12 protein-coding genes are annotated in these 14,150 nt (G+C 59.4%); 7 read left to right on the top strand and 5 right to left on the bottom strand.

Features of this window, described 5'->3' with window-relative positions; all coding sequences use genetic code 11:
* Positions 1 to 223 precede the first annotated feature (223 nt).
* Entirely contained in the window at positions 224 to 1,765 is a 1,542-nt protein-coding gene (locus CKW17_RS29320) for a phosphoenolpyruvate carboxykinase (RefSeq protein WP_095123429.1), read from the bottom strand.
* Between the two features lie 181 nt (positions 1,766 to 1,946).
* Positions 1,947 to 2,849 carry an Hsp33 family molecular chaperone HslO gene (gene hslO / locus CKW17_RS29315; protein ID WP_095123427.1) on the bottom strand — a complete coding sequence of 301 codons (903 nt, stop codon included), beginning with the start codon at positions 2,847 to 2,849 and terminating at the stop codon, positions 1,947 to 1,949.
* Positions 2,850 to 2,954: 105 nt separating this feature from the next.
* On the opposite strand from hslO, the gene CKW17_RS29310 reads away from it, so the two are divergent.
* Entirely contained in the window at positions 2,955 to 3,755 is an 801-nt protein-coding gene (locus CKW17_RS29310) for a phosphatase PAP2 family protein (RefSeq protein ID WP_095123425.1), read from the top strand.
* Positions 3,756 to 3,876: 121 nt separating this feature from the next.
* Here the strand turns inward: CKW17_RS29310 and CKW17_RS29305 are convergent, their stop codons facing one another.
* The gene (locus CKW17_RS29305) at positions 3,877 to 4,284 is read right to left on the bottom strand and encodes an RNA-binding S4 domain-containing protein (protein WP_095123423.1); all 408 of its coding nucleotides are present in this window, start codon (positions 4,282 to 4,284) and stop codon (positions 3,877 to 3,879) included.
* Positions 4,285 to 4,400: 116 nt separating this feature from the next.
* Here CKW17_RS29305 and CKW17_RS29300 point away from each other — a divergent pair, with 116 nt between their 5' ends.
* The 3 genes from CKW17_RS29300 to rimK are packed head-to-tail and all read left to right on the top strand — an operon-like array spanning position 4,401 to position 6,578.
* A complete protein-coding gene (locus CKW17_RS29300; RefSeq protein WP_095123422.1) occupies positions 4,401 to 5,180 on the top strand; it encodes an EAL domain-containing protein in 780 nt (259 codons plus the stop codon).
* Positions 5,181 to 5,214: 34 nt separating this feature from the next.
* Positions 5,215 to 5,676: an ATP-dependent zinc protease gene (locus CKW17_RS29295; RefSeq protein ID WP_172604528.1), complete on the top strand. Its 462-nt coding sequence runs from the start codon at positions 5,215 to 5,217 to the stop codon at positions 5,674 to 5,676.
* Positions 5,673 to 6,578 carry a 30S ribosomal protein S6--L-glutamate ligase gene (rimK, locus tag CKW17_RS29290; RefSeq protein WP_007949201.1) on the top strand — a complete coding sequence of 302 codons (906 nt, stop codon included), beginning with the start codon at positions 5,673 to 5,675 and terminating at the stop codon, positions 6,576 to 6,578. The genes CKW17_RS29295 and rimK overlap by 4 nt, the downstream gene beginning before the upstream one ends.
* Positions 6,579 to 6,779: 201 nt before the next feature.
* Here the strand turns inward: rimK and CKW17_RS29285 are convergent, their stop codons facing one another.
* A complete protein-coding gene (locus tag CKW17_RS29285) occupies positions 6,780 to 8,093 on the bottom strand; it encodes an ATP-binding protein (protein WP_007917930.1) in 1,314 nt (437 codons plus the stop codon).
* Between the two features lie 113 nt (positions 8,094 to 8,206).
* The gene (gene ompR, locus CKW17_RS29280) at positions 8,207 to 8,947 is read right to left on the bottom strand and encodes a two-component system response regulator OmpR (RefSeq protein ID WP_095123420.1); all 741 of its coding nucleotides are present in this window, start codon (positions 8,945 to 8,947) and stop codon (positions 8,207 to 8,209) included.
* Between the two features lie 358 nt (positions 8,948 to 9,305).
* Between ompR and CKW17_RS29275 the strand changes: the two genes are divergently transcribed.
* The 3 genes from CKW17_RS29275 to gshA all read left to right on the top strand — a co-directional run bounded on the left by CKW17_RS29275 (position 9,306) and on the right by gshA (position 13,866).
* Positions 9,306 to 11,630: a Tex family protein gene (locus tag CKW17_RS29275; protein ID WP_095123418.1), complete on the top strand. Its 2,325-nt coding sequence runs from the start codon at positions 9,306 to 9,308 to the stop codon at positions 11,628 to 11,630.
* Positions 11,630 to 12,013 carry a PaaI family thioesterase gene (locus CKW17_RS29270; RefSeq protein ID WP_095123416.1) on the top strand — a complete coding sequence of 128 codons (384 nt, stop codon included), beginning with the start codon at positions 11,630 to 11,632 and terminating at the stop codon, positions 12,011 to 12,013. The genes CKW17_RS29275 and CKW17_RS29270 overlap by 1 nt, the downstream gene beginning before the upstream one ends.
* 269 nt (positions 12,014 to 12,282) lie before the next feature.
* Positions 12,283 to 13,866, top strand: a complete 1,584-nt coding sequence (gene gshA / locus CKW17_RS29265; RefSeq protein ID WP_095123414.1) for a glutamate--cysteine ligase — start codon at positions 12,283 to 12,285, stop codon at positions 13,864 to 13,866.
* The last annotated feature ends 284 nt before the right edge of the window (positions 13,867 to 14,150 follow it).

Below are 14,150 nucleotides of genomic sequence, written 5' to 3'. Positions count from 1 at the left end.
TTCGACCAAAGAAGGATCGAGCAAAGCATCCAATCCCTCGATGGCGTTGGGGGTAGAGGCGATGTTGTGGGTCAGTTCCAGTGCCCGAGCGAGACGCATAAAAAAATCCGATGCCAGTACAGGCATCAGATTTTGATTTCTTGCGGCCAAAGGTCAAGCGAGAAGGCTTAACTGATCGGCATTAGCCCCGAAGGGCGGCTTTTTCATTCACAACAAACCAATCTTACAACTTCGGCCCTGCAGCCTTGATCGCGTCGCTCACTTCGAACTTCTTGAAGTTCTCGATGAACAGACCGGCCAGTGCTTTCGCAGCCTCGTCGTACGCAGCCTTGTCAGCCCAGGTGTTGCGCGGGTTGAGCAGGTTGGTTTCAACGCCCGGTACGGCCAGTGGCACGTCGAGGTTGATGGTGTCGAGGTGTTCGGTGTCAGCACCGATCAGCGCGCCGCTCTGGATCGCTGCGATCACCGCGCGGGTGGTCGGGATGTTGAAGCGTTTGCCGACGCCGTAGCCGCCGCCGGTCCAGCCGGTGTTGACCAGGTAGACCTTGGAGCCGAAGCCGCGGATGCGCTTGATCAGCAGCTCGGCGTATTCGCCAGCCGGGCGCGGGAAGAACGGTGCGCCGAAGCAGGTGGAGAAGGTCGACTTGATGCCGCTGCCGGAACCCATTTCAGTCGAGCCCACCAAAGCGGTGTAGCCGGACAGGAAGTGGTAGGCCGCTTGTTCTTCGTTGAGGATCGACACTGGCGGCAGTACGCCGGTCAGGTCGCAGGTCAGGAAGATCACCGCGTTTGGCTCGCCACCGAGGTTGTGCTCGGAACGCTTGGCAACGTGCTCCAGCGGGTACGCGGCACGGCTGTTCTGGGTCAGGCTGACATCGGCGTAGTCGGCGTGCTTGGCGTCGTCGATAACGACGTTTTCCAGCACAGCGCCGTGCTTGATGGCTTTCCAGATAACCGGCTCGTTCTTCTCGGAGAGGTCGATGCACTTGGCATAGCAACCGCCTTCGATGTTGAACACCACACCTTCGCCCCAGCCGTGTTCGTCGTCACCGATCAGGTAACGGCTTTCGTCGGCCGACAGGGTGGTTTTACCGGTGCCCGACAGACCGAAGAACAGGGTCACGTCGCCTTCTTCGCCGATGTTGGCAGCGCAGTGCATTGGCAGCACGTCAGCGGCCGGCAGCAGGAAGTTCTGCACGGAGAACATGGCTTTCTTCATCTCACCGGCGTAACGCATGCCGGCGATCAACACTTTCTTCTGTGCGAAGTTGAGGATCACGCAACCGTCGGAGTTGGTGCCGTCACGCTCAGGCACGCACTCGAAGTTGGCCACGTTGAGCACTTGCCACTCTTCACGACCGGCCGGGTTGTACTGGGCCGGGTTGATGAACAGGCAACGACCGAACAGATTCTGCCAGGCAGTCTGGGTGGTCATTTTCACGGCCAGGTAGTGATCTTCCGCCGCGCCTACATGCACGTGGGACACAAAGTGCTCTTGCGCGTTGTTGAATGCTTCTACGCGAGCCCACAGCGCGTCGAACTTGTCGGCCGGGAACTTGCGGTTGATCGGGCCCCAGGCAATAGCGGCCTGGGTGGAAGGCTCTTCAACGATGAAACGGTCAACAGGCGAACGACCGGTGCGGTGACCAGTGCGAACAACCAGAGCGCCGGTATCGGCAAGCTCGCCCTCACCGCGGTTCAGGGCTTCTTTTACCAGATCATCAACACTCAGATCGGTGTACACGGCGTTATTGGCTTGCGTCATGAGGTTCCCCGTCGGCCAGTGGCCGAGTGTGCTCCAAACGTTTTGTAGTAGAAAGTCGTGCACTACTACCGCGAAAAAAGTGGGCCGGATTATGCCAGAAAAGCCCAAAAAGAGTAGGGTCCTCCCGTCGTAACGGCGAAATTCCGTCGTTACGCAGTGAATTTACCTGCGCTGAACCGTTTTAGTGCCGGGTATCTGACGGCGTGTCGACGCCTGCGCCAGCGAACAATTGAGCAATATCGGCGGCGTCGAACTCATAACGCTCGTTGCAGAACTGGCAATCGATCTCGACTTTTCCACCTTGTTCGGCCACCAGTGCCTGCGCATCCTCAAGACCCAGACTGACCAGCGCGTTGCCCGAACGCTCGCGCGAGCAGGTGCAACGGAAACGCAGGTTCTGCACATCGAACAGGCGCACTTGCTCTTCATGGTAGAGGCGATGCAGCACGGTTTCGTTGTCCAGGCTCAATAACTCATCGGCGGTCAGTGTGCTAGCCAGTGCGGTGAGGTGCTGCCAGCTGGCGGCGCGCTCTTCTTCGTCTTTCAGGCGATCGGCCGGCAGTTGTTGCAGCAGCATCCCGCGGGCACGACGGCCATCGGCGAACAGCTTGAAGCGCGTGCCGACCTGTTGCGACATGACGAAATAGTTGGTGAAGCATTCCGACAGGGTTTCGCCGTCGAGATCGACAATGCCCTGGTAGCGCTGACCGACAGTCGGGTCGACGGTCAGGGTCAGGTCACCGCCCGGCATCAGGTCGGCAAGGGTCGCGTCCGGCGCGATCTGCTCGGCGTTGTAACGCGCCAGGCCACGGATATCGCGCTCGCTGGAACATTCGATCATCAGCAGCGGGATCGGGCCTTCGGAACGCGCCTGTAGAATCAGCAAGCCATCGAACTTCAGCGTGCCCACCAGCAACGAGGCGGCCGCCATCAATTCGCCCAGCAGTTGCGCCACTGGCTCCGGGTACGGGTGCTTGGCGAGAACCTCGGCGTAGCTGCGTTCAAGCGCAACCAGTTCGCCGCGCGTGTCGCTGTCATCGAAGATGAAACGTTGGGTGAAATCGGTATCCGCTAGGTCGGTCATAATTTTGGGTATCTGAATGTGGTGACAAAATGGTTACAAGACGTGAAAATTTGCGCTTCTTGGCACTCTTTTTGGTGCCGACTGCTCTGCCATGGGAGGCATTTTATGAACAATCCGGGTTTGTTCCAATCTAGGTGGAACCTCGGCCGGCTGGTTCTGTGCAACGTAGTGCCGTTGGCGCTACTGGCTTTCTGGTTATGGCCTACGGGCAACTCGCTGTGTGTGATTTTCGACGAGTGGCTGTTCCGCTCGCTCAATGCACCGCTGGCCAGCAACCCGATATGGCTCCACATCTGGGCAATTGCAAGTCTGCGCCCATTCGACATCGTTGTCGGACTGATCCTGCTGACGCTGCTGATCAAGGGTGACTGGGTGTTCAAGGCCATTGACGTGCGTCGCGCATTCTTCGGTTTTTTCTCGATCCTGTTGTTGATGGTGGTGATCCGCGCGCTGTTTTCCAAGTTCGCCGACCATATGGACTGGCAACACAGCAGCCCGTCGATGGTGCTCGAAGGCGCGGTGCATATCAGCGATTACTTCCCGCACCTGGAGAGAACCTGGGAGCTGAAGGATCGCTCCGGCCAGAGTTTTCCGGGTGATCATGCTTCAGTGCTGTTGATCTGGGCGCTATTTATGGGCGTGTTCAGTCGTACGGTCGGCCAGTTTCTGACGATCTGGGGTCTGGCGCTGCTGTTCATGCTGCCGCGCCTGGTGGCCGGTGCGCATTGGGGTCAGGACGATTACATCGGCGGTCTGCTGCTGGCGGTGTGGGCGTTGGGTTGGGGTTACTACACGCCGTTTGCGTATCACGCCTCGAACTTCTGGCTGAAGGTGACGGCGCCGATCTTTTCGCTGGTAGGCAAGTTGCCGCTGGTGTCGCGGATGAGTGTGGTGCGTAGCGCCTGATACCGAGCTGTCTTCGGCGAGGGCTGCGCCCGCGATTCGCGAGCAGGCTCGCTCCCACATTGGAATGCAATCTCCTGTGGGAGCGAGCTTGCTCGCGAAGAGGCCAGCACCAACAACGTGATTATTCGTCGTTACTGCTACCCCGAAATTTGAACAGATCCCGCCGCTGTTTCTTGCTCGGCTTGCCGTCAGTGCTCACGCTCAACGCACCCGCCTTGCGCATCGCCGCGGCTGCTTCACGCTTGGCAATACTCGCCTCGGTCTCTGCATACAGCGTCTGCGCCTCCGGCGCGCCACGTCGCACAATCGACAACGCTTCAACCTTCACCGTACGCACTTCAAACCCGGTACGAATCTCGAGCTCATCGCCAATGCGTGGCTCTTTGCCAGGCTTGCAGCGTTCTCCGCGACAATGCACCTTGCCGCTCTCGATCGCCGCTTTGGCCAAGGCGCGGGTCTTATAAAAACGCGCAGCCCACAGCCACTTGTCGAGACGGACCTTGTCGTCCTCTTCGCTTTTTTGTGCCATTTGAATTCCTCGTTCGGCCAGTAGTCGGAACTGTACTACCGTTTCTGTCGGGCGCAAGAACTCGGCCCTCCAGATAGACTGTGATCTTGGCCGGTACATCGGCATGGAGTGATCGAGTGACTAAATTTCCGTCTTCATTAACCTCACCCAAGGCCGGTTGCCAAGGGTGTCAGCAAAGCGAACCGCTGGGCTTCGATTTTTCCTTCGCCTACCAACCCATCGTCGATCTGCGCGACCAGTCGGTTTTCGCCCATGAAGCGCTGGTTCGCGGTGTGAAGGGTGAAGGCGCACTCACTGTGTTGGATCAGGTTACAGAAGATAACCGCTACCGTTTCGACCAGCTCTGCCGGACCCGCGCCATCGAAGGTGCGGCCGATCTTAATATGCAGACACACTTGTCGATCAACTTCATGCCCAACGCGGTCTATCGTCCAGAGTTATGCATTCGCAGTACCCTGGAGGCGGCAAAAAAACACCGTTTCCCTATCGACCGGCTGATTTTCGAAACCCTGGAAAGCGAGCACGTAGATAACTATCGCCATTTGACCAATATTCTGCGTGAATACCGCGAATTCGGCTTCAAGACTGCCATCGACGATTTCGGTGCCGGTTATTCGGGGCTCAATCTGCTGGCTGATTTCCAACCGGACCTGATCAAACTCGACATGGCGCTGATCCGCGATGTCGATCAAGACCGTGTTCGTCAGGCAATCGTCCGGGGGATTGTCACAATCTGTGCGGAGTTGGACGTTACAGTCATTGCCGAAGGCATCGAGAGCGCCGGTGAACGGGATTTCCTGGCGGACTGTGGAATATTTCTGATGCAGGGCTACTGGTTCGCCAAACCTGCATTCAAAGCGTTGGCCCAGGTTTCACCTGAGGCCTGGACACGTTAATCGTTGGTTTTTTCTATTGAAGACATTTGATCATTTGACCGTTGTCGGTCTGCGCGAGTGGGTGGCGCTCCCTGATCTGGGAGTCGCAGGCCTGCGAGCGAAAATCGACACCGGCGCCAGCACCTCCAGCCTGCATGCCACCGACATCGAACCGTTCGAACGCGACGGCGAGAAATGGGTGCGTTTCACCGCGCACCTGGGCACGGTGGTGCAGTTGCGTCACCGCCGCTGCGAAGCGCCACTGGTGACGCGCAAAACCATCAAAAGCTCCAACGGCCATGCCCAGGAGCGCTATGTGATCAGCACCACTCTGGCTTTGGGTGATCGGGTCTGGCCGATCGAGTTCACCCTCGCCTGCCGCAAATCCATGCGCTATCGCCTGTTGCTCGGTTCCAAAGCCCTGATCGATGGCCAACTGGTCGTCAATCCGGGCATCAAGTATGTACAAGACAAGCCGGTGTTCCCGGTATCTACCTCCTCCACAGGTGTTGCATGAAGATCGCTGTGCTGTCGCGGAACCCGCGTCTGTATTCCACCCGCCGTCTGGTCGAAGCCGGAACCGAGCGCGGGCATGAAATGGTAGTGATCGACACCTTGCGCGCCTACATGAACATCGCCAGCCACAAGCCGCAGATCCACTATCGCGGCAAACCGCTGGAAGGCTTTGACGCGGTGATTCCACGGATCGGTGCGTCGGTGACGTTTTATGGTTGCGCGGTGTTGCGCCAGTTCGAAATGATGGGGGTATTCCCGCTCAACGAATCGGTGGCCATCGCCCGTTCGCGGGACAAGTTGCGCTCGCTGCAATTGCTGTCGCGTCGTGGCATCGGTTTGCCGGTGACCGGGTTTGCTCACTCACCGGATGACATTCCTGACCTGATCGACATGGTCAACGGCGCGCCGCTGGTGATCAAAGTGCTGGAAGGCACGCAAGGTATCGGCGTGGTGCTGTGCGAAACCGCCACGGCCGCAGAGTCGGTGATCGAGGCGTTCATGGGCCTGAAGCAGAACATCATGGTTCAGGAATACATCAAGGAAGCGGGCGGTGCGGATATTCGTTGCTTCGTGGTCGGTGACAAAGTCATCGCGGCAATGAAGCGTCAGGCCAAACCGGGTGAGTTCCGCTCCAACCTGCATCGCGGCGGCAGCGCCAGCCTGATCAAGATCACCCCGGAAGAGCGCATGACCGCGTTGCGCGCGGCCAAGGTCATGGGCCTGGCGGTGGCGGGCGTGGATATCCTGCGCTCCAATCACGGGCCGCTGGTGATGGAAGTGAATTCGTCACCGGGGCTGGAAGGGATCGAGACCACCACGGGGAAGAATGTGGCGGGGATCATCATTGAGCATCTTGAGAAGAATGGCGGGCCGAATATGACTCGGACAAAAGGCAAGGGCTAAAGCGAAGAGCAAGAGCCCCTCACCCTAACCCTCTCCCAGGGGGAGAGGGGACTGATTGGGGGATATTGGAGAACTACGCCGACCTGATCTTGCTGTACCGGATCCATAATCGACTCAGTCTTTCAGGTCGATGTATGACGCAAAACACCTCGGTCGGCCCCCTCTCCCTCCGGGAGAGGGCTGGGGTGAGGGGCTTTTGATCTACACAGCATCCCGCGGCAGCATCAATCCCAACGGCAGCCGCACCCGCGCCTCCAGTCCACCCCCGGACCGATTGCGCAATTCAACATTGCCGCCATGCATCGAAGCAATCCGCTTCACAATCGCCAAACCCAAGCCAGTACCCTTCCCGCCCCGGGCACGATCGCCACGGGTAAACGGGTTGAAGATCGCCTCCAGCTCCGAAGGATCGATCCCCGCCCCTCGGTCCATCACGCTCAGCACCACATACGGCGCACTGACGTCACCGGACACATAAGCCGCGACTTCAACGTGACCGCCAGCATGGTTCAAGGCGTTGCCGATCAGGTTGTTCAGCAAGCGTTTCATCGATACCCGACGCAGCGGAAACGGCTGAATCGGCTCCAGACGCAAACGCACCTTCTCTTCGTTCTGGTTGTAGGGCGCCGCGACCTCGCGCACCAGATCAGTCAGATCCACCTCTTCCACCGATTCGTCGCGACCATCGCGAATAAACGCGAGGAACTGGTCGAGAATCGCATCCATGTCTTCGATGTCCCGGACCATGTCGTCGGTCAGGTCATTGCGGTCGCCCATCAATTCCAGCGACAGGCGCAACCGCGTCAACGGTGTGCGCAAGTCATGGGACACGCCGGCCAGCATCAACTCACGCTCGCGTCCGGCCTGCTCGACGTCTTCGGCCATCTGGTTAAAAGCGCGATACACCTCGGTCATCTCGCTCGGCGTATCGCTGATCGGCAGACGTACGCTGCGACCCTGACCGAGTTGCCGCGCGGCATAGACCAGACGCTTCAAGGGTTGGTTGAGCTGGCTGACGAAAATCCACGCCGACGCCGTCGACAGCAAGCCGATGGCGAGGAACCAGCCGAGCACGTTCCAGATTTTCTGGCCGCGCAAAGGATGCGGATACAGCGGCACCTTCAGCCAGCCGTCACCGAGGCTCGGTGCGCGCACCCACAACGCCGGCGGCGAGTGCATGCGCAAACGCACTTCAGTGTCGGCGCCCAGCTCCGCCTGCATTTGTCGCTGATAGATTTCGCTGTACGGCCAATGCTGCTCACCTTCCGGCACACCGGCGCCCACGACCCGGATCAGGGTGGCGGCATCCGCGATCTTCGCGCGGTTTTCTTCGTCGGCAGCCCAATAGGCACGCAGCGTCAGGGCGACGCCGTGGCTGTATTGGCGATCCACCAGCACGTCCTCGTTCATCAACAGATAAACCAGGGTCAGCGCCTTGGAAAACAGCACGACGATGAGCACCAGCCAAAGGGTGCGGGAGAAAAAGCTTTGGGGGAACCAGACGGGGGTTTTCATCTATAACCGCTACACACTTGCAGGAGCGAGCAATGCTCGCATATTGCGGATTGCGAGTCTGCGGGCATGGCCGTTCGACCAAAACCTGCAGACCCGCTCCTACAAATCGCCGATCACTTGGTGGCGGCGCCATCCGGTACGAACACGTAGCCCACACCCCAGACAGTCTGGATATAGCGCGGCTTCGATGCATCAGGCTCGATCATGCGGCGCAGACGGGAAATCTGCACGTCGATGGAACGCTCGAGGGCATCCCACTCGCGGCCACGGGCCAGGTTCATCAGTTTGTCGCGGGTCAGCGGCTGACGCGCGTTCATCACCAGGGCCTTGAGTACCGCAAACTCACCGGTGGTGAGCATGTGCACTTCGTCGCCGCGTTTCAGTTCGCGGGTGGCCAGCGACAACACGTAATCACCGAAGGTGACATTTTCGTCTTCGCTGCCCGGCGCGCCGGGTACCGGTGCGGCCTGACGACGCAGTACAGCTTTGACCCGCGCCATCAGCTCGTCCGGGTTGAACGGCTTGGCCAGATAATCGTCGGCGCCCAGTTCCAGACCCTTGATACGGCTCATCTCATCGCCCTTGGCGGTGAGCATGATAATCGGGATCTGGTTGTTCGCGGCCCGCAGACGCCGGCACGCGGTCAGACCGTCTTCGCCGGGCAGCATCAGGTCGAGGACGACCAGATTGAAAACTTCACGCGACAGCAGACGATCCATCTGCTCGGTGTTCGGTACGGTACGGGCGCGGTAGCCCTTGCTGACGAAAAAACGTTCCAGCAGGCTGCTCAGCCCCGGATCGTCGTCAACGATGAGAATTTTTTCGCCTTCAGCAGTTTGTGCAGTGCTGCTCATTGGATGCTCCTTTTAGCTCGGCGCGCATTATGGCGTAGCTGCCGTTATACGCACCGTGTGCATTGTTAGCAGATTTTTCCTTCACTGCCAGAAAACCGGGGTTTATGCCTACAGACTGCGACGCCCCCGAATGACAGAACGCTGGTTATAATGCGCGGCGTTTTGTGCCAGGCAACGTCTGAATCGTTACCGCAGGTGGCAGGCTTTTTTTCCTGCCTAGCGCAGTAATTGTTCGATTTCACGGGTCAATGGCCTGCCTTTTGACCCAGGCAGCGGCAATTTTCTAGCCGCTCAACCAGACTCCGGGCCTTTATTTCCGTGCCTGAGAGCCTGATTTCACAATATGTCAGGTGGTTTTATGGACAGCATCAACAGCCGCATTGCCGAGGAACTCGGCGTACGCCCACAACAGGTCGAAGCGGCCGTCGCGCTACTCGATGAAGGCTCTACCGTTCCCTTCATCGCCCGTTACCGGAAAGAAGTTACCGGCAGCCTCGATGACACCCAGTTGCGTCATCTGGAAGAGCGTCTGCGCTACCTGCGAGAACTCGACGAACGGCGCATCAGCATCCTCGCCAGCATCGAAGAGCAAGGCAAACTCACCCCTGCCCTCGAGCGCGACATCAAACTCGCCGACACCAAGACCCGCCTCGAAGACTTGTACCTGCCGTACAAGCAGAAGCGCCGCACCAAGGGCCAGATCGCCCTGGAAGCCGGCCTCGGCGACCTGGCCGACGGCCTGTTCAACGACCCGAACCTGACCCCGGAAACCGAAGCCGCACGCTTCGTCGACGCCGAAAAAGGCGTGGCCGATGTGAAAGCCGCGCTGGAAGGCGCCAAGTACATCCTCATGGAGCGCTTCGCCGAAGACGCCAGCCTGCTGGAAAAACTGCGTAACTACCTGAAACAGGAAGCGACCCTCAGTGCCCGCGTCATCGCTGGCAAGGAAGAGGAAGGCGCCAAGTTCCGCGATTACTTCGAACACGACGAACCGCTGAAAAGCATGCCGTCGCACCGCGCGCTGGCGATTTTCCGTGGCCGCAACGAAGGCATCCTCAGCTCCGCGCTGAAAGTCGGCGACGAGCTGCCGGGCACCATGCACCCGTGCGAAGGCATGATCGGCCAGCAATTCAACATCCAGAACCAGAACCGCCCGGCCGACAAATGGCTCGGCGAAGTAGTGCGCTGGACGTGGAAGGTCAAGCTCTACACGCACCTGGAGACCGACCTGCTCGGCGAGCTGCGTGACGGCGCCGAAACCGAAGCGATCAACGTGTTCGCCCACAACCTGCACGACCTGCTGCTGGCCGCGCCGGCTGGCCCGCGCGCAACCCTGGGCCTCGACCCGGGCCTGCGTACCGGTTGCAAGGTTGCCGTGGTCGACTCGACTGGCAAACTGCTCGATCACGCCACGGTTTACCCGCACGTGCCGCACAACAAGTGGGATCAGACCATCGCCATTCTGGCCGCCCTGTGCGCCAAGCACTCGGTTGACCTGATCGCCATCGGCAACGGCACCGCCAGCCGCGAAACCGACAAACTGGCGATCGAACTGATCAAAAAATACCCAGCGATGAAAATGACCAAGGTCATGGTTTCCGAGGCCGGTGCATCGGTGTACTCGGCATCGGAACTGGCGGCCAAGGAATTCCCGGATCTCGACGTGTCGATCCGTGGCGCGGTGTCCATCGCCCGTCGCCTGCAAGATCCACTGGCTGAACTGGTGAAAATCGATCCGAAGTCCATCGGTGTCGGCCAGTACCAGCACGACGTTTCGCAGCTGAAACTGGCGCGCGGCTTGGATGCTGTAGTCGAGGACTGCGTGAACGCAGTCGGCGTTGATGTGAACACCGCTTCGGTGGCGCTGCTGGCCCGTATCTCCGGCCTCAACGCGACGCTGGCGCAAAACATCGTTGCGCACCGCGACGAGCACGGCGCATTCAAAACCCGTGCAGCGCTGAAGAAAGTCGCACGTCTGGGCGAAAAAACCTTCGAACAGGCCGCCGGTTTCTTGCGCGTGATGAACGGCGACAATCCGCTGGATTCCTCGGCGGTGCACCCGGAAGCCTATCCGCTGGTGCAACGCATTGCCGCTGAAACCGACCGTGATATCCGCTCGCTGATCGGTGATGCAAGCTTCCTCAAGCGTCTGGATCCGAAGAAATTCACCGACGAGACCTTCGGTCTGCCAACCGTGACCGACATCATCCAGGAACTGGAAAAACCGGGCCGCGACCCGCGTCCGGAGTTCAAGACTGCCGAGTTCCAGGAAGGCGTCGAAGATCTGAAAGACCTGCAACTGGGGATGATCCTCGAAGGCGTGGTCACCAACGTGACCGCGTTCGGTGCCTTCGTCGACATCGGTGTGCATCAGGATGGTCTGGTGCACATCTCGGCATTGTCGGAGAAATTCATCAAGGATCCGCGCGAAGCGGTGAAGGCCGGTGACGTGGTCAAGGTGAAAGTCATGGAAGTCGACATCCCGCGCAAACGCGTTGGCCTGTCGATGCGCATGGGCGACACCCCGGGCGAGAAAATCGACGGTGCCCGTGGTTCGCGTCCGGGCTCGGCCCAGCGCCAGCCTTCGAACAACGCGCCACGCAAGGAAACCGCGACCGCAGCGCCAGTGAACAACGCGATGGCCTCGCTGTTCGCCAACGCCAAGCAGTTGAAGAAACGCTGATGAAAATTCCGGCCGGGCTCGTCGAGAGCGCGTTTTTCAAGCTGTTGGGCTGCCGCCTGCACAGCCTGGAAACCGGGGTGGCGCAAGTCGCCCTGGTGCTGGAACCGGAACTGCGCAATCGCGGCGGCAAATTGCACGGTGGCGCGCTGTTCAGTCTGGTCGATATCGCCATGGGGCTGGCCTGTTCCAGCACCCACGGCTTCGATCAACAGAGCGCGACCATCGAGTGCAAGATTAACTACATCCGCGCCGTTTCCGACGGCGAGGTCATGTGCACGGCACGGGTCATCCACCCGGGCCGCCGCACTTTAGTGGTCGAAGCCGACGTGATGCAGGGCGACAAACTGGTCGCAAAAGCACAAGGCACGTTCGCTGTCCTGTAGCTAGACGCCATCAATTTGAGTTAATTTCGGCGCAACGAATCCTGTGGGAGCGAGCCTGCTCGCGAAGAGGGTGTATCAGCAATGAAGATGTTGGCTGACACACCGCCTTCGCGAGCAGGCTCGCTCCCACAGGGATTGTGCAGTTCCTGACTGACCGGCAAATGGCCTGCCGCTACAAAACCAGGCGAAAACGCCAGTTTCAACTTCACCCTTGTAGACCGTCCTGCCCACCCCCATATTGGGGCGACTGACGCGTGAAGGAATCCAAATTGAGCGAACTTCTCAACCGCCGCCTGGCTCTGCTCGGCGAGCGCGCTAACCTCTCTCTGCTCGAGCAGTGCCTGCACGGTATCGAACGTGAATGCCTGCGCGTGACCAGCGAAGGTCGCCTGGCGCAAACGCCGCACCCCGAAGCCTTGGGTTCCGCGCTGACCAACGAACAGATCACCACCGACTACTCCGAGTCGCTGCTGGAATTCATCACGCCCGCCCTGCCTGATCCGGCGGATACGCTGGCGAGCCTGGACAGGATTCACCGCTTTGCCTACAGCAAACTCGGCAACGAGTACCTGTGGAGTCCATCGATGCCGTGCCCGTTGCCGGCCGAGGAAGACATCCCGATCGCCTATTACGGCACCTCCAACATCGGTCAGCTCAAGTATGTCTATCGCAAGGGTCTGGCCCTGCGGTACGGCAAGACCATGCAGTGCATCGCCGGGATTCACTACAACTTCTCCCTGCCGGAAAAGCTCTGGCCGCTGCTGCGCGAAACCGAAGGGTTTGTCGGCACTGACCGCGATTTTCAGTCGTTTTCCTACATCGCACTGATCCGTAACTTCCGTCGCTACAGCTGGCTGCTGATGTACCTGTTCGGGGCATCGCCAGCGCTGGATGCCGGTTTCCTGCGGGGTCGTTCGCATCAGTTGGAACAGCTTGATCCGGACACCCTGTATCTGCCGTACGCCACCAGCCTGCGCATGAGCGACCTCGGTTACCAGAGCAACGCCCAGGCCGGCCTGACGCCGTGCTACAACGATCTGACGAGCTACACCGACAGCCTGCGCAAAGCCGTGGCCACGCCTTACGCACCGTACGTTGAAGTCGGCACGCACAAGGATGGCGAGTGGGTGCAGCTGAACACCAACATCCTGCAGATCGAAAACGAGTACTACTCCAACATCCGCCCAAAACGCGTGACCTACACCGGCGAGCGGCCGATTCAGGCGTTGGTCGCCCGTGGCATTCAGTACGTCGAAGTGCGTTGCCTGGATATCAACCCGTTTTTGCCGATGGGCATCGACCTCACCGAGTCGCGCTTCCTCGACGCGTTCCTGCTGTATTGCGCACTTAACGACAGTCCCTTGCTGACCAATACCTCGTGCGGCAACGCGACGTCGAACTTCCTCAGCGTGGTCAAGGAAGGTCGTCGTCCGGGTCTGCAATTGCAGCGTGACGGTGAGTCGGTGGAGATGAAGACCTGGGCGGCCGAACTGCTGGAACAAATTGCTCCATTGGCGGCGTTGCTGGATCAGAGCCATGGCAGCGATGCGCACAGCAAGGCGCTGGATGCGCAACTGGCCAAGGTCAGCGATCCGTCCCTGACGCCATCCGCGCAGGTGTTGGCGGCGATGGCTGAGCACAAGGAAAGCTTTGCGCAGTTCTCGTTGCGTCAGAGCCAGGCGCATGCGGAGTTCTTCCGCAGCGAGCCGTTGGCGGCGGATGAGCAGGTGAAGTTTGAGGAGTTGGCGCGTACGTCGCTGGCTGCACAGGCTGAGCTGGAGCAGAACGAGGTGGGGGATTTTGACGTGTTTGTCGGGTCGTATCAGGCGAGTATTTTGGCGATCAGCAACTAAAAGCCCCTCACCCTAGCCCTCTCCCGGAGGGAGAGGGGACTGACCGGGTTGTTGATGCGAAGTACGCCGACCTGAAATACCGAGCCGAACTCAGGCCTTGAAAAGCACAGAGATCGGCTCCCTTTCCCCCTCGCCCCCTTGGGGGCGGTCCGACGTTTGATCTGGTCAAACGATACTGGACACGGTTATAGGGTTTAGGTCATTTCTCATGCTGCCAAGGCTTCCATTGCTACCGGAGTCCGATATCCGTTGTGACTGTGCAGCCTGATCCGATTGTAATAATG

It is taken from the genome of Pseudomonas sp. Irchel s3f10 (assembly GCF_900187515.1).
In the GTDB taxonomy this organism is placed as follows: Bacteria; Pseudomonadota; Gammaproteobacteria; order Pseudomonadales; family Pseudomonadaceae; genus Aquipseudomonas; species Aquipseudomonas tensinigenes.
The sequence above is the reverse complement of the archived record's forward strand: the minus strand, read 5'-3'. Positions and strand labels throughout refer to the sequence as shown.

Bases quoted from the DNA above. Each gene is read 5' to 3' on its own strand.
- ompR (WP_095123420.1), bottom strand. From the start codon at position 8,947: ATGAGCAGCACTGCACAAACTGCTGAAGGCGAAAAAATTCTCATCGTT.
- CKW17_RS29275 (WP_095123418.1), top strand. From the start codon at position 9,306: ATGGACAGCATCAACAGCCGCATTGCCGAGGAACTCGGCGTACGCCCA.
- CKW17_RS29305 (WP_095123423.1), bottom strand. From the start codon at position 4,284: ATGGCACAAAAAAGCGAAGAGGACGACAAGGTCCGTCTCGACAAGTGG.
- hslO (WP_095123427.1), bottom strand. From the start codon at position 2,849: ATGACCGACCTAGCGGATACCGATTTCACCCAACGTTTCATCTTCGAT.
- CKW17_RS29285 (WP_007917930.1), bottom strand. From the start codon at position 8,093: ATGAAAACCCCCGTCTGGTTCCCCCAAAGCTTTTTCTCCCGCACCCTT.
- CKW17_RS29270 (WP_095123416.1), top strand. From the start codon at position 11,630: ATGAAAATTCCGGCCGGGCTCGTCGAGAGCGCGTTTTTCAAGCTGTTG.
- rimK (WP_007949201.1), top strand. From the start codon at position 5,673: ATGAAGATCGCTGTGCTGTCGCGGAACCCGCGTCTGTATTCCACCCGC.
- CKW17_RS29320 (WP_095123429.1), bottom strand. From the start codon at position 1,765: ATGACGCAAGCCAATAACGCCGTGTACACCGATCTGAGTGTTGATGAT.
- CKW17_RS29310 (WP_095123425.1), top strand. From the start codon at position 2,955: ATGAACAATCCGGGTTTGTTCCAATCTAGGTGGAACCTCGGCCGGCTG.